The organism is Methylobacterium sp. E-005, from assembly GCF_022829725.1.
Taxonomy (GTDB): domain Bacteria; phylum Pseudomonadota; class Alphaproteobacteria; order Rhizobiales; family Beijerinckiaceae; genus Methylobacterium.
The window spans coordinates 1-14,896 of record NZ_JAKSYG010000009.1 but is presented as its reverse complement, the minus strand read 5'-3'; the positions used below and the strand labels follow the sequence as shown (position 1 = coordinate 14,896).

Below are 14,896 nucleotides of genomic sequence, written 5' to 3'. Positions count from 1 at the left end.
GCACCGCGTCCGAGACCGTCTGCCGGCGCGTCGCAGGACCGGGCCGTCGCACAGACACCGCGACGAGAAAGACGGCGTTGATCGGGGCGGATGCCCGGTCGATGCCGCGGGCGCCGCGGGGACCGGATCCCGCGCGTTAGCTGACACCTGGGTTCCCGCGGCGTCCCGCGTCCCGCGTGTTCGTCCCCTGGGCCATGCCCCCGGTGCCACAGGCGCGCGGGGCCGATGATGCATACCCCGAGGACAGGCTGGGGCAGGCCAGCCGGGTCAGGGATGCGGGGAGATGCGCCGCACCGTTGTTCCCTCGCCGAAAAAATCGGTCTACACGGCCGCTCCCCTGAAACCGCTTACCTGCCCCGTATGCAGGACTGAGCCCGGAGACGCGTGATCCATGCCGATTCTCACCTTCCCCGACGGCAACACCCGGGAGATCGCCGCCGGCACGACCGGCCGCGCCGTGGTCGAGGGCATCGCCAAGTCGCTGGCCAAGCGCACCGTCGCCATGGCGCTCGACGGTACGGTCGCCGACCTCGACGATCCGATCGGGCGCGACGCCCGAATCGAGTTCCTGGATCGCTCCGATCCGCGCAGCCTTGAGTTGATCCGGCACGATTGTGCGCATGTGCTCGCCGAGGCGGTGCAGGCGCTCTGGCCGGAGACTCAGGTCACGATCGGGCCGGTGATCGAGAACGGCTTCTATTACGATTTCTACCGCGAGACCCCGTTCACGCCCGAGGACTTCCCGAAGATCGAGGCGAAGATGCGCGAGATCATCGCGCGCGATGCACCGTTTACGAAAGAGATCTGGAAGCGCGAGGACGTGCGGGCGCTGTTCGCCGGCAAGGACGAAAAATTCAAGGTCGAGCTGGTCGACGCGATCCCGCCCGGCGAGGACCTGAAGATCTACCGCCAGGGCGCGTGGTTCGACCTGTGCCGCGGCCCGCACATGACCTCGACCGCCAAGGTCGGCACCGCCTTCAAGCTGATGAAGGTCGCGGGCGCCTACTGGCGGGGTGATTCGAACAACCCGATGCTGACCCGCATCTACGGGACGGCCTGGGCGAACCAGGCCGATCTCGACGGCTACCTGCACCGGCTGGAGGAGGCCGAGCGCCGGGATCACCGCCGGCTCGGCCGCGAGATGGACCTGTTCCACTTCCAGGAGGAGGGGCCGGGCGTCGTCTTCTGGCACGCCAAGGGCTGGACGATCTTCCAGGAGTTGATCGCCTACATGCGCCGGCGCCTGCGCGGCGACTACGCCGAGGTGAACGCCCCGCAGATCCTCGACAAGGCCCTGTGGGAGACCTCCGGCCACTGGGGCTGGTACCGGGAGAACATGTTCGCCGCGCAATCGGCGGGCGAGGAGGCCGAGGATAAGCGCTGGTTCGCCCTCAAGCCGATGAATTGCCCGGGCCACGTGCAGATCTTCAAGCACGGGCTGAAATCCTACCGCGACCTGCCCCTGCGCATGGCCGAGTTCGGCATCGTCCACCGCTACGAGCCATCCGGCGCCATGCACGGGCTGATGCGCGTGCGCGGCTTCACGCAGGACGACGCCCACGTCTTCTGTACCGAGGACCAGCTCGCCGACGAGTGCCTGAAGATCAACGATTTGATCCTCTCGACCTACGCGGATTTCGGCTTCGACCAGATCGTCGTGAAACTCTCGACCAGGCCCGAGAAGCGCGTCGGCTCCGATGCCCTCTGGGACCACGCCGAGGAGGTGATGACCCGGGTGCTGGCGCAGATCGAGGAGCAGTCGGCCGGCCGGATCAAGACCGCGGTGAACCCGGGGGAGGGCGCGTTCTACGGGCCCAAATTCGAGTACGTGCTGCGCGACGCGATCGGCCGCGACTGGCAATGCGGAACCACGCAGGTCGACTTCAACCTGCCCGAGCGGTTCGGCGCCTTCTACATCGATGCCGACGGCGCAAGGAAGCCGCCCGTGATGGTCCACCGGGCGATCTGCGGCTCGATGGAACGCTTCACCGGCATCCTGATCGAGCACTTCGCCGGGCATTTCCCGCTCTGGCTGGCACCGGTGCAGGTGGTGGTGGCGACGATCACCGGCGAGGCCGATGCGTATGCCCGGGACGTCATCCGCACCCTGGAGCGGGCCGGCCTGCGGGTCGAGGCGGATCTGCGCAACGAGAAGATCAACTACAAGGTCCGTGAGCACTCGCTCGCGAAGGTGCCGGTGCTGCTGGCACTCGGCAAGCGCGAGGCGGAGGAGCGGACGGTCTCGATCCGGCGGCTCGGCAGCCAGCAGACCCGGACGCTGTCGCTCACCGAGGCGGTGGCGGCCTTCGTGGAGGAGGCGACCGCCCCGGATATCCGCCGGGCCGAGGCCGTGGCCGAAACGGTCCCGACCAGCGACACGGTGCTCGACGGGCATCACGCGGTGCAAAACGCGCCCTGACGAGTTACGCCCTCTGCGGGGCGGGCTGGCGCCGCACGCAACGCGACAAGGACAGCGCTGAGGCGGGATCCGGCCTCAGCGCGCCTTCTCGTGCTCCGCGAGGCCGACCGCCTTATAATCGTAGGTGGGATAGAACTCGGTGCGGTAGGCACCCCAGGCGGTATCCTCGAGGACCCGGTTGACCTCACGGAGCCGCGTGGCAGGCAACCGCAGCACGATGATCTGCCCGATCCCCATGACCACGTTCCACGAGACGACCTCGATTCCCGGGGGCGGGAAGGCCTTGTAGAAGCCCTGCTTGGCGAGCTGCGCGTTCAGCTCGGCCAGCGGACGCGCCTGATCGTGGCGCAGGAGAACGGTCAGCAGGACGGCATTGTCCGGCGTCGCCGTCGCGGACCCCGCCGGGGGCGGGGGCGCCGTCTGCGCCCGCGCCGCCAGGGGGAGGGCGCAGAGCAGCGCGAGCGCCGCGAGGGATCCGATCGCACCTGTCGCCCGTGTCATCCGCAATCCTCGACCGCATGGTGCAGCGGGAGATCAACGCGGAGGGATGGCCGTCCTATCCCGGCCGCGCCCCTCAAAACGCCGTCAGCCCTGCTCGATATCGTACGAGAGGCGCAGGCGCAGACGGACCACACCCTGCGCGTCGCGCACCGCGATGACATAATCCTGCCGCTCCCGCGGATCCGACAGGCCCTGGGCGATGCGGGTCATCATCCGCACGGCCTGCGCCCGCGCTGCGGTCAAATCGGGGACATCAAAACCTTCTTGGTCTCGGACGAGGTGGGTACCGTCATGGATATCGATGAAATAGCGGGGCACGGATTTGGGCTCAGCAAGCACATTGGCTTAAAAGAATCATTATCCGTTGTTTCTACGTAGTTTCGCGCCGATCATAAATACGCATCCTGCGTGTCGCAGGGAGAGAATTGCCTCCCTGTCAGGGCACGGTTCAGCCACCGAGCAGGCTCTCGGCGAAATCGTCCGGGACAGTGCCGAACTGGTCGAGGATCACCACGTTGTCGAGCTCGCCGGTCTCGCCATCGGCGACGACCTTCAGGGCCGCCGCGCCGGGCAGGCGCGCGGCGAGCGCCTCCGCCTTCTTGAGGGCGCCGAACTCGCTCTGCGCGAGCTCCTGGCGTGCGGGTCGCAGGCGATTGCGATGCAGTTCAAACGGTTGCACCACGAAGGTGGTCTTCAGGGCCATGCTGGTCTCCTCGGTGCGGATGATGTTCGTGACCGAGGCCGCCGCTCATGCCTCACAGGCTGCGCGTGGTCACCCCGAGCGCCAGGAGGATGTAGGCGCCGATGAAGAACCATTGCCGGTGCGCCACGACCGTACGTCCGACCATCGGTATCCGTGTGTACAGGCTGGCGACGGCGAGGCCGATCAAGACAGCCGAGAGGAGGAAGGTCAGCAGGCGCGGAGCGGAGAGCGTTGGCATGACCCATGCTGGCCGCGGCAGGCTTACCGGACCGTTACCGATCGAGCCCGGGGACGAGGGGTCGCTCGTCGGTCAAGGGGCCCTTGGAACCCGGAAGCAGCCCGATCTCGGCCAGCCAGAGCGCCATGATGGCCCCCGCGATCAGCGTTGCCAGGGAAGCCAGACGCCCGGTCCACCGCCGCAGGACGATCATCATCACCAGAACGGCGAGCAGGGCGAGGATGAGGGCCACCATGAGCATCACGGCGCAATGCCACGTCGCGGTTGCCGCGTCACCACCGACGCAGTGCGCCGCCCGCATCGTCGCTCGGACACCTCAAGCTCTCGGTCACAGAGAATCTGAGAACTCTAGGTGCATTGCTGAATCATTTCGCAGCCTGGGGAAAACACTCCCGAAGTCGACCACGTGGCCACAGCGAGACAGCCAAGATCTGCGTACCGGTTGCCGAAAATACCCGCCCGCGGGTCGCGGCGAGCATGCCAATCATGCACCGGAAGCCCGCCCGTGAACAATTTTGTAACTTGCATTCAGAGAGAGGAAGTAGCAAATCACTTGCGAGGGGCACATTAGGAACCTTGAAGTGACAGAAGAAACCGCCGGGCCCACCCCCAACTTCATCGAGCTGGCTGGCGACATCGTCGCCGCCTACGTGTCGAACAATCCCGTGCCGGCCACGGAACTGCCGGCCCTGATCGCCCGCGTGCACGGCGCCATCGCGGGGCTCGGCTCGGGAACCCTGACGACGGAGTCCGGCGCGGCCGCCCAGCCCGAGATCGACCGGCCGAGCGCCGCTCAGATCCGCAAGTCGGTCCGCCCCGACGGGATCGTGAGCTTCATCGACGGCAAGACCTACAAGACGCTCAAGCGCCACCTCACCAGCCATGGTCTGGACCCGCGGGCCTACCGCGACCGCTACGGCCTGCCGGCCGATTACCCGATGGTCGCCCCGGCTTACGCCGAGCAGCGCTCCGCCCTCGCCAAGGCGATCGGCCTGGGCCAGCCCGGCGCCATGGCCGAGCGCGAGCGGAAGGGCCGTCGGGCCGCCTGAACCCCAGGCCTTGGAAGGGACACCCCGTCACCCGCGCCATTCCCACGGCGTCGCGACGGGGGCCCAGCGAACTGGCTACGGCCCGGGTTGATCCCGAGGTGAGGCACGGATCGCACGGCGGCATGCCCAAAGCCCGTGAAATCGTTGCTGCGGCGCCACACTCGCTCGCCACAGCCAACGACACGGACAAGCTGCCATACTCTGTACATAGCGTCTGCGCACGCCGGGTCCCGAGACGGAATCAAGGGACGGGCGAGATGAAACGAGAGCAGACGAAATCCAGTTCAGTCGTGCCTTTTCCGGCGCATATTGCACCCGCCGTGGCCGACGAGGACACCGCGTCAATCATCGCCGTGTTGCAGGACCAATTGGCGCTCGCCCGCGAAGGCCGGCTGCGCTCGGTCGCGGTCGTCTCCGTCTCGGCGGATGGCGAGGCGATCGGGACGCAATGGTCGTGCAAGAGCGGGGATATCAGCAGCTTGATCGGCAAGCTGGCGGTCCTCTCCCACGATTTGATGGCCGCACGGAAGTGATCGGCCGCGGCCGAATCGGGCTCCCTCGGTCGCCCGGATCCGGCACGAACCTTCGCGAGATGGCTGACGATGAGACGCGCCCTACCCGCCATCCTGTTCGCCGCAGCATCGCTGCTCGGCGGCTCCGCCCGGGCCCAGGACGCGACCGACACGATGGCGTCCAAGCGCGCCGAGACTCTCGACGGGCTGGTGCGGATCGTCGGCGCACAGGCCGGTATCGTGCTGTATTGCCGCAAGCTCTATACTGTGGATGACGCGGTCTCGGATGGCCTGTCCCGGACGGCGCGCCGGGCCCTCGAAACCGCCATGGGGGGCCGCCGGGCCGCGACAGCCATCGCGGCGGAAGGTCGGCGCGTCGCCGAAGAGATCGCCGCGGTCGGTGCCGACCGCTGGTGCGCCGATCAGCGGGACATCCTCAATACGGACGATGTTCAGGTCTTCCTCGATTGAAGCCGGGTGGGCGTCGCCGGCCCGCCCATGGGACGCTGTCACGACGCGGTCGGCGCTTCACGGCCGGGCATAGGGATGGCCGGCACGGACGCAGATCCTGCCTGCTTCGCCCGCCGAGACGATCCGCGAGATACCCGAGAACATCAGAATTCGTCGTCGACGGCGCGGCGTTCTGCAATGCAGAACTGATTATATCCTTGTTCACCGCCTCCGCGTCTGTCATGCTTCGTCCGCGGATGGATCTGAACACATCACGCCGGTTTCGATCATCCGGACAAGAGCCCTGAAGGGTCGCGGAACTGGCGAGGAGGAAACGTCATGTCGCGACCGATTTACCTCGCCATCGCCCTCGTCGTCTGCGGCGCAGCCGTAACGCTCTTCACCTTCGCCCGCGCACCGCGATCGAAGGAATTCGCCGGCTGGGATGTGGCGTTCATGGGTGGACTGGGTGCCATCGCCCTCGGCTTCCTGACAACCCTCGTCGAGGTGGTCATCGGGTAGGCGCTGTCAGCCGATACTGGTTCGGCCGCGGAAGTCTGCAACAGCAATGCCCTGGAACCGTGCCCGAGCGCACCGCGACCGGACACGGCCTCAAAGGGCCGCCGGAGAAGCCGGTTGGCACGCGCACGGTGCCCGATATTGATCGATCAACACTTCAATATCGTCGCTCTCGGCGCACCACCTCAAAAAACGGTGACCGGCCGAACTGATTCAGCGAAACCGACAATTTGATCTATCGCCAAAACCGGGCTTGAACCTGTGTCGTCGATCCTGGCCGCATGACCTTCCATGAGGCAGCGATGTTCGAACGGCGCCGTGCTCCGCGTACGATCCTGAATGAAGCCGGCAGCATCTCGGTCGACGAGCATCGCAGTCTGCCCTGCATCGTCTATGATCGGTCTGTCGGCGGCATCCGCATCGCTCTTCCGGAAGCAGATTTGGTGCCGGATCGGTTCGTGCTCAGCATCGACGCGAGCAACGAGATCCTCGTCTGCCAAGCCGTTTGGCGCGGTATGGAGGAGATCGGCGCGGCGACCGAGCTCTCCGCGCCGGTCCGTCCGATCATGCCGGACTCACGGTACGAACGGCAGACCCTCTGAAATGCGGTGGCACGGTCTCTTCGGCACCTTCGCCAGGATTGACCGTTCTCCTTCGGCGGCCAACCGAAGAATCGCGGAGAGATCGCGCCAAGGGGTCGCATCGCACGGGAAGGGATGCCATGCCGGAGCCGAAATCGCCCGACGCGGACGCGATACCGGACCTGCCGCAGGGTCTGCCGATGCCGCCGAACACCGGCGACATGCCGCCCCCGCGGCTGCCTCCAGCGCCTGACGACAATCCGGCGCCGCCACGTCGGGAGCCGGTGCCCGATATCGATGAGGTCCCGGGCCTGTGACGGGCACGTCGCCGGGGCTATCCGTGACGGCGCGGCGAACGGACCACTTCCCCGGCGCCGCGAGCCGGCGGCATCAAACGCGATGGCTCTCGAGCCTTTCGCTTGGCTCGGCGGGAATTCGGCGGGCTCGCCCGCCGAGCAGCCGTTCAGCATCGAGCGGCTCAACGCGGATGCCTGGGAGATCTCCGGGTACACCGGGACGTTCGAGAATCGCTCGTCCCTGATCCTGTCCCGCAAGCGGGACCAAACCTATCTCGTCCCGTTCTCGATCCTGTACGACGTGACGCGCAGCCCGCGCGGCGTCACGAATTGCTACGCGTTGCACTGAGGCAGGCGCACCGCCCTGGGCGCCCCTGATAACAAGTGGCGCGCCGCCCTGGGCGGCGCATGGCGCAGTTGCGCACTCAATCCCAGTCGATGTTGAGGGAGCGTTCGAAGGCGGCCGCAGACATTTCTTTGCCCTTTGGATCGGCGACTGTGATGTCGCGGAACCCCCGCCGGGCGAGTTCCCAGGTCTTCTCCATCGCCTGCTCGTCGGTGCCGCAGGCGAAGCTCATGACACGCCCGGACGGGTCGATCCCCTTGACGGTGAACACAACGCTCTCCTCGCTCGTCTAGAGGCGTGCCCGACCGCGTCGCGACTGGGCATCCCTCTAGGTCTTTGTGTCGATGCGCACTCTTGTGCCGAACCGATGTCCACTTCGGCGGAGATCGCTTGAGGCCCATATAACGCCGCAATCTCAATCCGGTCCCGGGCGCGACGTCGTGTGGACCCGGCCGGGCGCTCTCGCGTTGACAGTGCGAGAGGCCCCCGATGACGAACGCCCGCGCGATCCCGCTGCCGAAGCGCGAACCCGATTCGGTGGATCCGGCCCAGGATGGGAATCCGGATCTCGCTCGGGATCCCTCCAACGAGCCCCTGCCGGTGCCCGATGCGGATCCGGATGTTGGCCTGTCCCAGAAGGGCACCGACGAGGATGCTGTCCTGCGCCGCGAAATTGAGATTTGACCTTGGGATATGGGGCGGACGCACTGCACGCCGATATTTGTGCGGCGCATCCGGAATGGGGCCACAACCGGACGAGTGGCCCGCAGAAGACCAAGCCTGGCTGATGTTCCGAGCGCCGAGGGCCCGCGACAGAGGCGCGACTTCGCTGAGATCACTTTGAGCCCTGCGCGCAAATCGTTCGACCAGCTTCATCGAACCCGTGCGTCACAACACCGGTACACTGTCGAGCTCGACGGAGTTCACCCGTACCCAGTCCCGGAATATCTCCGCCCGCGCGTTGGATGACATCCGGTCGAATGTCCGCACCATCCGCGATCTGGCTTGAAAGCTCGTGGCTGCGTGCTCCTTCCCGGAAGCGACACGGATCCAGGCCGGGGGCGTACGAGAGCAGTTTGCCGCCCCGCAGACCCACGCGCAGGATCTGAACGGCCTTGTCGGGAGCGCGTTGCAGCAGGGCGAGCACACCGGCGCTGCAATGCAGCAGAGTGCACCGACGGAGCTCGGAGCGTAGTCGAATAGGGTCAGGACACCGCCCGGCACGCGAGCTCGGTGATCCACCACGTGACGGGCAGTTGTCGCCTCGAGCACGGCCTGCCTCGCATCGCATCGCATATTCATACCGGCGGCTTAAACGTTGCCGGCCATATCGAGGTGGGACGGAGATGATCGAGCGGGACATTGGTCGTCTGACCGCTGAAAGCCTGCGTCTGAGTCTCCGGCAGGTCGAACTCGCAGGACTGCTGGCAACGGCCATTCAGTATGCTTGGCTGGATCTGTGTCTTGAAGGGTATCGGACGCAGATGATGGCCATGAGCGCCGGATCGGATCGGCGGGAACGGACATGGCGCCTGATCCAGCGCGGTGTCCCACCCGAGGCGGCCGCCCGCGCGCTGCACATCGTCTGAGGACCGGGCCGCCGATACCGAACCTGAAGCGTCATCACAGAGGGAGGCGACCGGTTGATCGCCCCCTTCTTCAAATCGTCAGCGTCGCGCCTCGGCGGAGGCCTGGACCAGGGACCGCTTGGTGATCGAACCCGTCCGAAGTTCCTCCGCCACCGGGACCGGCTGCGGCGTCGTTGTCAGATGGGTAAGGGGGTGGATCCGCAGCTGGGCATGGGCCTGATCGCGGTAGAGTGGCGGTGTCAGGTGCAGCGGCTCGTCGGCCACGGCCGGCCCGGTGAAGATGGCGGCCGAGGTGAGCGCCGCCGACGCGAGGATGAAGATCGTGCGCATGGTGCGTCTCCGTTTCGATCGCAGGTCCTGTCGCGGAAAGCGACCGACGCCGAACGAAACCACATTTTTGTGCGCTGCGGTATGTCGATGATGCAATGCAAAATACCGCCGTATCGGCATTGCTCTGCAGGCGTTGATAGACATTGCACAGGGTGATGCACTGTCGATCCCACCGCGCGCCATGCATCTCACGCAAATGAATTAAACTTCACCAATTTTAGTCTCAAAGGAAAATTGAAGGAACAGCAGATTTAATTTCATCCGCAGGTCGTTATGGCGGGTTGATCAATCGCGATCGATTTGCCGCAAGACCGCGAGCGTCGCGACACAAATCGGCAACACGTTCGCCAGATCCACGTCATACGGGGGCGCTAGTGAGAGTGCGAACCGCGAAGCATCCGGAGCGACGGCATGACGCCCGCTGATCTCGACAGACGCGCAGAGCTGACCGTCTGGCCGAAACGCGCACCCGGCCGAGCGGCACAGGGCCGGCCGTTCGCGACCTTGCGCGAGGCGCTTGCGGTCGCCGTTCAAGCGATTGAGACCGAGGATGCGCAGCCCTGGATCATCACCGAAGCGGGTGACATCCTCTCGCCGCGCTGGATCCGGGCCAACAGTCTGCCGCACGCCTTACAGTAGGATCCGTGCCCGTGGGGCGGGACCGGCCGCTCAGCAGCCGATGCAGATGTCGTGCACCACATGTTGGTGCCGGGAACCGGTGCGCTGATTCGGAAGCTGACCGCCGATGGATGGAAATCCGGCCCCGAGCGCCCGGAGCCGACGTCGGCCCTCGCCGGAATCGGTCCGCGGTGCAGCCGGGACTTCCGCCGGAACCGACGATCCGACAGCCCCGCTGTTCGCCATGCCGGGTTCAGGAAGCGTGACGGCCATGCCGGGCGCCGGGGGCATCGGGGCGAATTCCCCCGCCCCCGCTGGCGCGAAGGCGTCGAGGACGCAGGGCACGAACAGAAGCACGAGGACGAAACGGCACCGCACACGCATCACGCACTCCCTTCGCGGCGGGGTCGAGGGCGACCGGCGCATCTGCGCCGGTGCGTTTCATCAGGTCCTCAGTAGGCCCGACCGTAATACGGCTGCGAAATCGGCCGGTAGCGGTCGCTGACCGGCCACGTATAGGGCTGGTCCTTGACGGCCCGCATGTCGGCTCGGAAGCTCGGCGCGTTGAAACCGAGGGCCTGGTGGGTGGAGGCCTTACCAACCCCACGCGGGTGAGAGCCTGCCTCCCGCGCCAGCGCCGCGCTCGACAGACCCAGAACGAGAAAGGTCGCGAGCGAGGCGCGGCTCAGAGTGACGCTCATCTCCGTCTCCTATCCCGGACGAGGTGCCGGTGCGGAAGGAACGGCCGCGCTGGAACGGCGGTTCCGGGCCCGGCCGGTCAGTACATCGTGTCAGCGCCGAGACAGGCCGTCGTGAGGATGCCGCCGCAGACATCGTTGACCCGGACGGGCGCGGCGGCCGCCCCACCGATCCCGGCGCCGCCAGATGCGCCGCCACCGGCCGGTATCGCGGACGCCGTCTGAGCGAGGTCCCGGCTGGTCACCGCAGTTGAAGCGGCCGCGATCCCGGCGCCGCCCGTGGCCGTTCCGGCTGCTGTCCCGGTGGTGATCGCCCCCGGGGTGAGACTCGTGGCAGCCCCCGTCCCGCCCCCGGTCGTGATTGTCCCGAACCCGGAGGATGCCGCTCCAAGGGCGGCCGCGTCGATGGCATTCGCGGTCCCACCCGAAGCGAGTCCGGTTGCCGTCGTCGCGTCGGTGCCCTGGCTCGTGACGACGCCCGATGCGCGTCCGGTTCCGGCACCGGATGTCCCGAACGCGGACGTGCCGAACGCGGACGTGCCGAACGCGGAGCTGCCCAGCCCGGAGATCCGCGCCCCAGTCACGCCCGTGCCGGTGTTCAGACCATTCGTCAGGCCCGTCGTGAGGCCCGTGGCATTGGTGGTGAACGCCGCGTTGCTCCCGAGGCCGGTCGACCCGAACGTCGTGGAGAGTGCACTTCCCGAGAGCGAACCGAGGGCCGCGTTCGAGCTTGAACCCAGCGCTGAACCGAAGCCACCCAGCGTGCCGGTGGCGCCCGTTCGGCTCGTGCCGAGTGTCAGACCGGTGACGCCTGCGCCGCCGGTGGTTCCGGCGCTCGACGTGAGCCCGAGTTGGCCCCCACTGCCCAGCGCGCTGCCGGGTGCTCCGATCGTGCCGCCGCCACCGCCGCCACCGCCGAAGCTGAGCTGGCCGGCATTCAGGATCCCGCCGGTCTGGGCCGAGAGGGTCGGGAACGGCCCGGTCGTGGACGTGCCCCCCAGGCTGAGCTGACCGGGATTGGCGATCGCGGTGATCGGCTCCAGCGAGGCGGCATTCGGCGCCGTCGCGGTGGCCGACAGGCTCTGCGCCGAGGTCGGGGCGGCGATCGGAACCAGCAGGAATGTGGAAAGCAGGGCGCGCAAAGCAGTCGCCATGGCGATCTCCAGGCAACGAACGGATGTCAGGCCCAACCGGAACCCGTCGAGGTCGTTCCGGCGACGCGGCGACGCGGTCCGGCCTTCATGCTGCCGGAAAGCCGGTGTCGTCTCGGCCCGGGATCCGATCAACTCACCTTTGTGCCCGTGCCCGATTCCTTCGCCCGAGGCTTACGCCGCGCCGGCTGGCTCGCCGGCCTGCCGGCGCTCGCGCTGATCTGGGCGAGCGCGACGCTCTACGCCGCCCCGCAGATCGCCGAGCGACTGGAGGCCGAGGCCGCGCGGGTGGCGGCCGGCACGGCCACCGAGACCGGCGAGCCTTGGCTGCGCCTGACGGTGCAGGGCCGCGACCTCGTGGCGGCCGGGGAGGCGCCGGATGCGGGCGCCCGCGCCGCCACCCTGTTCCGCCTCGCGGTCCTGGAAGGCCCCCGGCGCATCGTCTCGGGGATAGGCCTCGTCGAGACGGCCACGCCGTTCCAATGGGCGGCGATCCGCCGGGGGCCGGCCCAGGTCGCCCTGGAGGGCAGCCGCCCGGTGGAGATCGGGCGCAGGGCCCTGGAGGCCCGGGTCACCGGGGCGCTCGGCCCCGGCACCAGCCTCGACGACACCGCCCGGGCCGCCCGCGGGGCGCCGCCGGATTTCGCGAGCGCGGCGGCCTTCCTGGCGGCGCGGCTCTCCGGATTGGCGGCGGGCGGGCGGGCCGCGCTCAGCGACACCGTGCTGAGCCTCTCAGGCGAGGCCGTCGACGTGCCGGCTTACGAGGCGCTGCGGGCTGCCCTGGCGGAGCCGCCGGCGGGCTTCAGCGTCGGCCGCATCGAGATCCTGCCGCCGCGGGTGGCGCAGTACCACTTCACCGTCGAGAAGGACGTCGGCGGTATCGCGCTCGACGGCTTCATCCCCTCCGCGGTCGACCGCGAGGTGGCCCGGCGCGCCGCCCAGGAGGCGGCCCAGGAGACCACGGGCTCGGCCGTCGACGATCGGCTGGTGACCGCCCGGGGCCTCGATCCGGCGATCGATCCGAAAGCCCTGGTTGCCTTCGCGTTCCGCCTCGCCGCGCTGATCCAGACGGGCCACGTGACCTTCGCGGACGGCGCGGTCTCGGTCAGCGGCGATGCCATGGACGCGCAGGCGATCCCCGACGCCGAGGCGCTGATGCGCGATGCCCGGCCCGCGGGCGTCGCAGCTGGGCGGGTCGCCCTGACGGCGCGGCCGCTCTCGCCCTACCGGGTGGCGATCCGCCGGACGCCGGAGGCGGTGACGCTCACCGGGCACGTGCCGGATGCCGCCACACGGGAGCGGGTGCTCGATGCGCTCAGGCCGCGCCTGTTCCGCGAGCCGATTCTCGACCGCACCCGCCTCGCCGACGGTGCGCCGCCCGATCTCGGGGCGGCGCTGGCCGCCGCGGCGCCGCTGGTGGTGGGTCTTGCGACGGGTGAGGCCAGCGTGTCCGACCGGACGCTGACGCTGACCGGCGAAAGCCTCTACCACGAGGTCGCGACCCGCGCCTCCGACCGGCTCGCCGAGGCGCTGCCCCCCGGCTGGACCGGGCAGGCCTCGGTCGCGGCCCGCCAGCCGGCGGAACGGCGCGACCTCGCGACCTGCCGCGCCGATTTCGCCGCCGCCACCGCAGGGGCGGATCTGCGCTTCCCGGTGGGCAGCGCCGTGCCGGGCCCGGCCTTCTATCCGACCCTCGACGCCCTGGCGGCCCTGGCCAAGGCCTGCCCGAGCCAGCGCATCGCCGTCTCGGGCCCCGCCGATCCGGCCAAGGCCCCGCCGACACCGGCCGCCGGCCCGGGGGAGGGCGCCCATCCGGCCGCGGCGCCGGAGCTTGAGCCGACCCGCGTCGCCAGCGCGGCCAAGACAGAGGCGACCGGCAAGCCGGCGGCCAAGGCGGAGGCAAAGCCGAAGGTGAAGTCGGAGGCAAAAGCGGAGGCAAGGGCCAAGCCCGATCCCAAGGGCTCCGGCAAAGATGCCGCCAAACGCGGCAAGCCGGCCCCCCCGAAAAAACCCGAGGCGGCCGCCGACGAGCCGCTGCAGGACCTGCCCCGGCTGCGCGCGCAGGCCGTGGTGGAGTATCTGCTCCAGGCCGGCGCCCGGGCGGATCAATTGAGCGTCCTGCCGGATCAGGCGAGCGCCGGCCCGGTCACCTTCGCGCTGCTGCCGTGAGGCCCCGTCGCTCCGCCACGCGCACCGTTGCGTACGGGCGCCGCATCCGTTTGGAGACCGCACGGCCGTGATGCTGCTGCCTGCCGGATTCTGGCCCGGGCTCGCCGGGGCGGGGGCGCTCGGCCTCGTGGTCGGGGCGCTCGCGGGCTGGCCGGACCGCATCGCCGTGCCGCTCGGCCTGTTCGTGGCCGCCGGCCTCCTGGCGGCCGCGGCGCTCGCCGCGATCGTGCCCGGCGTGGCCGGTCTCTGGCTGGAAGGCGCGGCCCTGATCCTGCCGCCGTATGGCGTGGGCTGCGCCCTCGGCGCGCTCGGACGCCGCCTCGCCGCCAGGCGCTGAGGCATCGGGAACCAGTCCGCCCCCGGCCGGCGTTGCCTCGTCATAAGGGCCCGAGGCCCACCCCTTCGACGAGGCCACCATGTCGACGACCGATCGCCGATCGCGCCCGGCGCGCGCCGCCCTCCGCCTGCCGCGCCCGCGGGCGGGGGCCGCCGCCACCGGCCTGTTCCTGACCGCGCTGGCGCTCGCCGCCGCGACGATGCCGCTCAGCGAGCCCGCCGACGCCACCACCGCCCACGGCACCGCGCAGGCGGCCCTGATCAGCTCGGATCGCTGAGGGGACGGGCCACCCGTCTGCGAGTCTCCCCCACCGGGGTTCGGCGGCTTCACACGCGGTCCCTGGCGATACGGGCGCCGGTTCGGATCCGGGTCCCCTCTCCCGTGCGGGAG

General features: G+C 68.8%; 23 protein-coding genes. 14 read left to right on the top strand and 9 right to left on the bottom strand.

Annotated elements, in window-relative coordinates:
* The first annotated feature begins 391 nt into the window (after positions 1-391).
* Entirely contained in the window at positions 392-2,419 is a 2,028-nt protein-coding gene (gene thrS, locus MKK88_RS00155) for a threonine--tRNA ligase (protein ID WP_243996524.1), read from the top strand.
* Between the two features lie 75 nt (positions 2,420-2,494).
* Here the strand turns inward: thrS and MKK88_RS00150 are convergent, their stop codons facing one another.
* From MKK88_RS00150 to MKK88_RS00130, 5 genes are all read right to left on the bottom strand, one after another.
* The gene (locus tag MKK88_RS00150) at positions 2,495-2,920 is read right to left on the bottom strand and encodes a hypothetical protein (protein WP_243996522.1); all 426 of its coding nucleotides are present in this window, start codon (positions 2,918-2,920) and stop codon (positions 2,495-2,497) included.
* 84 nt (positions 2,921-3,004) lie between these two features.
* Entirely contained in the window at positions 3,005-3,238 is a 234-nt protein-coding gene (locus tag MKK88_RS00145; RefSeq protein WP_243996521.1) for a DUF6894 family protein, read from the bottom strand.
* 130 nt (positions 3,239-3,368) lie between these two features.
* Positions 3,369-3,623 carry a hypothetical protein gene (locus MKK88_RS00140; protein ID WP_243996519.1) on the bottom strand — a complete coding sequence of 85 codons (255 nt, stop codon included), beginning with the start codon at positions 3,621-3,623 and terminating at the stop codon, positions 3,369-3,371.
* Positions 3,624-3,675: 52 nt separating this feature from the next.
* The gene (locus MKK88_RS00135) at positions 3,676-3,861 is read right to left on the bottom strand and encodes a hypothetical protein (RefSeq protein WP_243996517.1); all 186 of its coding nucleotides are present in this window, start codon (positions 3,859-3,861) and stop codon (positions 3,676-3,678) included.
* A 34-nt stretch (positions 3,862-3,895) separates the two neighbouring features.
* Positions 3,896-4,162: a hypothetical protein gene (locus tag MKK88_RS00130; RefSeq protein WP_313902285.1), complete on the bottom strand. Its 267-nt coding sequence runs from the start codon at positions 4,160-4,162 to the stop codon at positions 3,896-3,898.
* Positions 4,163-4,442: 280 nt separating this feature from the next.
* Here MKK88_RS00130 and MKK88_RS00125 point away from each other — a divergent pair, with 280 nt between their 5' ends.
* The 7 genes from MKK88_RS00125 (at position 4,443) to MKK88_RS00095 (ending at position 7,617) form a co-directional block, all read left to right on the top strand.
* The gene (locus MKK88_RS00125) at positions 4,443-4,910 is read left to right on the top strand and encodes a MucR family transcriptional regulator (RefSeq protein WP_243996516.1); all 468 of its coding nucleotides are present in this window, start codon (positions 4,443-4,445) and stop codon (positions 4,908-4,910) included.
* Positions 4,911-5,167: 257 nt separating this feature from the next.
* A complete protein-coding gene (locus tag MKK88_RS00120; RefSeq protein WP_243996514.1) occupies positions 5,168-5,443 on the top strand; it encodes a hypothetical protein in 276 nt (91 codons plus the stop codon).
* A 69-nt stretch (positions 5,444-5,512) separates the two neighbouring features.
* Complete coding sequence (locus tag MKK88_RS00115; RefSeq protein ID WP_243996512.1) at positions 5,513-5,893, top strand: hypothetical protein; 381 nt, start codon at positions 5,513-5,515, stop codon at positions 5,891-5,893.
* Between the two features lie 318 nt (positions 5,894-6,211).
* Positions 6,212-6,394, top strand: coding sequence for a hypothetical protein (locus MKK88_RS00110; RefSeq protein ID WP_243996511.1), 183 nt, complete (start codon positions 6,212-6,214; stop codon positions 6,392-6,394).
* A 299-nt stretch (positions 6,395-6,693) separates the two neighbouring features.
* Positions 6,694-6,993: a PilZ domain-containing protein gene (locus tag MKK88_RS00105; RefSeq protein WP_243996509.1), complete on the top strand. Its 300-nt coding sequence runs from the start codon at positions 6,694-6,696 to the stop codon at positions 6,991-6,993.
* Between the two features lie 119 nt (positions 6,994-7,112).
* A complete protein-coding gene (locus tag MKK88_RS00100) occupies positions 7,113-7,289 on the top strand; it encodes a hypothetical protein (RefSeq protein WP_243996507.1) in 177 nt (58 codons plus the stop codon).
* Positions 7,290-7,371: 82 nt separating this feature from the next.
* A complete protein-coding gene (locus MKK88_RS00095; protein ID WP_243996505.1) occupies positions 7,372-7,617 on the top strand; it encodes a hypothetical protein in 246 nt (81 codons plus the stop codon).
* Positions 7,618-7,693: 76 nt separating this feature from the next.
* Here the strand turns inward: MKK88_RS00095 and MKK88_RS00090 are convergent, their stop codons facing one another.
* Positions 7,694-7,885: a hypothetical protein gene (locus MKK88_RS00090; RefSeq protein ID WP_243996503.1), complete on the bottom strand. Its 192-nt coding sequence runs from the start codon at positions 7,883-7,885 to the stop codon at positions 7,694-7,696.
* A gap of 218 nt (positions 7,886-8,103) precedes the next feature.
* Here MKK88_RS00090 and MKK88_RS00085 point away from each other — a divergent pair, with 218 nt between their 5' ends.
* A complete protein-coding gene (locus tag MKK88_RS00085) occupies positions 8,104-8,298 on the top strand; it encodes a hypothetical protein (RefSeq protein WP_243996501.1) in 195 nt (64 codons plus the stop codon).
* A gap of 662 nt (positions 8,299-8,960) precedes the next feature.
* A complete protein-coding gene (locus tag MKK88_RS00080) occupies positions 8,961-9,203 on the top strand; it encodes a hypothetical protein (protein WP_243996499.1) in 243 nt (80 codons plus the stop codon).
* Between the two features lie 78 nt (positions 9,204-9,281).
* Here the strand turns inward: MKK88_RS00080 and MKK88_RS00075 are convergent, their stop codons facing one another.
* Positions 9,282-9,533: a hypothetical protein gene (locus MKK88_RS00075; protein ID WP_243996498.1), complete on the bottom strand. Its 252-nt coding sequence runs from the start codon at positions 9,531-9,533 to the stop codon at positions 9,282-9,284.
* Positions 9,534-9,944: 411 nt separating this feature from the next.
* On the opposite strand from MKK88_RS00075, the gene MKK88_RS00070 reads away from it, so the two are divergent.
* On the top strand, positions 9,945-10,172 hold the full coding sequence (locus MKK88_RS00070) for a hypothetical protein (protein WP_243996496.1): 228 nt from the start codon (positions 9,945-9,947) through the stop codon (positions 10,170-10,172).
* A 431-nt stretch (positions 10,173-10,603) separates the two neighbouring features.
* On the opposite strand, the gene MKK88_RS00065 is transcribed toward MKK88_RS00070, so the two are convergent.
* Both MKK88_RS00065 and MKK88_RS00060 read right to left on the bottom strand, forming a co-directional pair.
* Positions 10,604-10,852, bottom strand: a complete 249-nt coding sequence (locus tag MKK88_RS00065) for a hypothetical protein (RefSeq protein WP_243996495.1) — start codon at positions 10,850-10,852, stop codon at positions 10,604-10,606.
* 77 nt (positions 10,853-10,929) lie between these two features.
* Entirely contained in the window at positions 10,930-12,003 is a 1,074-nt protein-coding gene (locus tag MKK88_RS00060) for a hypothetical protein (protein WP_243996493.1), read from the bottom strand.
* A 141-nt stretch (positions 12,004-12,144) separates the two neighbouring features.
* Here MKK88_RS00060 and MKK88_RS00055 point away from each other — a divergent pair, with 141 nt between their 5' ends.
* The 3 genes from MKK88_RS00055 to MKK88_RS00045 all read left to right on the top strand — a co-directional run bounded on the left by MKK88_RS00055 (position 12,145) and on the right by MKK88_RS00045 (position 14,783).
* The gene (locus MKK88_RS00055; protein ID WP_243996492.1) at positions 12,145-14,169 is read left to right on the top strand and encodes a hypothetical protein; all 2,025 of its coding nucleotides are present in this window, start codon (positions 12,145-12,147) and stop codon (positions 14,167-14,169) included.
* Between the two features lie 70 nt (positions 14,170-14,239).
* Positions 14,240-14,506, top strand: coding sequence for a hypothetical protein (locus MKK88_RS00050; RefSeq protein ID WP_279601989.1), 267 nt, complete (start codon positions 14,240-14,242; stop codon positions 14,504-14,506).
* A 79-nt stretch (positions 14,507-14,585) separates the two neighbouring features.
* Complete coding sequence (locus MKK88_RS00045; RefSeq protein WP_243996488.1) at positions 14,586-14,783, top strand: hypothetical protein; 198 nt, start codon at positions 14,586-14,588, stop codon at positions 14,781-14,783.
* The last annotated feature ends 113 nt before the right edge of the window (positions 14,784-14,896 follow it).

Coding starts and splice junctions, on each gene's coding strand:
- MKK88_RS00140 (WP_243996519.1), bottom strand. CDS start 3,623: ATGGCCCTGAAGACCACCTTCGTGGTGCAACCGTTTGAACTGCATCGC.
- MKK88_RS00130 (WP_313902285.1), bottom strand. CDS start 4,162: ATGCGGGCGGCGCACTGCGTCGGTGGTGACGCGGCAACCGCGACGTGG.
- MKK88_RS00120 (WP_243996514.1), top strand. CDS start 5,168: ATGAAACGAGAGCAGACGAAATCCAGTTCAGTCGTGCCTTTTCCGGCG.
- MKK88_RS00045 (WP_243996488.1), top strand. CDS start 14,586: ATGTCGACGACCGATCGCCGATCGCGCCCGGCGCGCGCCGCCCTCCGC.
- MKK88_RS00105 (WP_243996509.1), top strand. CDS start 6,694: ATGTTCGAACGGCGCCGTGCTCCGCGTACGATCCTGAATGAAGCCGGC.
- MKK88_RS00095 (WP_243996505.1), top strand. CDS start 7,372: ATGGCTCTCGAGCCTTTCGCTTGGCTCGGCGGGAATTCGGCGGGCTCG.
- MKK88_RS00085 (WP_243996501.1), top strand. CDS start 8,104: ATGACGAACGCCCGCGCGATCCCGCTGCCGAAGCGCGAACCCGATTCG.
- MKK88_RS00075 (WP_243996498.1), bottom strand. CDS start 9,533: ATGCGCACGATCTTCATCCTCGCGTCGGCGGCGCTCACCTCGGCCGCC.
- MKK88_RS00060 (WP_243996493.1), bottom strand. CDS start 12,003: ATGGCGACTGCTTTGCGCGCCCTGCTTTCCACATTCCTGCTGGTTCCG.
- MKK88_RS00070 (WP_243996496.1), top strand. CDS start 9,945: ATGACGCCCGCTGATCTCGACAGACGCGCAGAGCTGACCGTCTGGCCG.
- MKK88_RS00110 (WP_243996511.1), top strand. CDS start 6,212: ATGTCGCGACCGATTTACCTCGCCATCGCCCTCGTCGTCTGCGGCGCA.
- MKK88_RS00100 (WP_243996507.1), top strand. CDS start 7,113: ATGCCGGAGCCGAAATCGCCCGACGCGGACGCGATACCGGACCTGCCG.
- MKK88_RS00150 (WP_243996522.1), bottom strand. CDS start 2,920: ATGACACGGGCGACAGGTGCGATCGGATCCCTCGCGGCGCTCGCGCTG.
- MKK88_RS00050 (WP_279601989.1), top strand. CDS start 14,240: ATGCTGCTGCCTGCCGGATTCTGGCCCGGGCTCGCCGGGGCGGGGGCG.
- MKK88_RS00115 (WP_243996512.1), top strand. CDS start 5,513: ATGAGACGCGCCCTACCCGCCATCCTGTTCGCCGCAGCATCGCTGCTC.
- thrS (WP_243996524.1), top strand. CDS start 392: ATGCCGATTCTCACCTTCCCCGACGGCAACACCCGGGAGATCGCCGCC.
- MKK88_RS00080 (WP_243996499.1), top strand. CDS start 8,961: ATGATCGAGCGGGACATTGGTCGTCTGACCGCTGAAAGCCTGCGTCTG.
- MKK88_RS00135 (WP_243996517.1), bottom strand. CDS start 3,861: ATGCCAACGCTCTCCGCTCCGCGCCTGCTGACCTTCCTCCTCTCGGCT.
- MKK88_RS00065 (WP_243996495.1), bottom strand. CDS start 10,852: ATGAGCGTCACTCTGAGCCGCGCCTCGCTCGCGACCTTTCTCGTTCTG.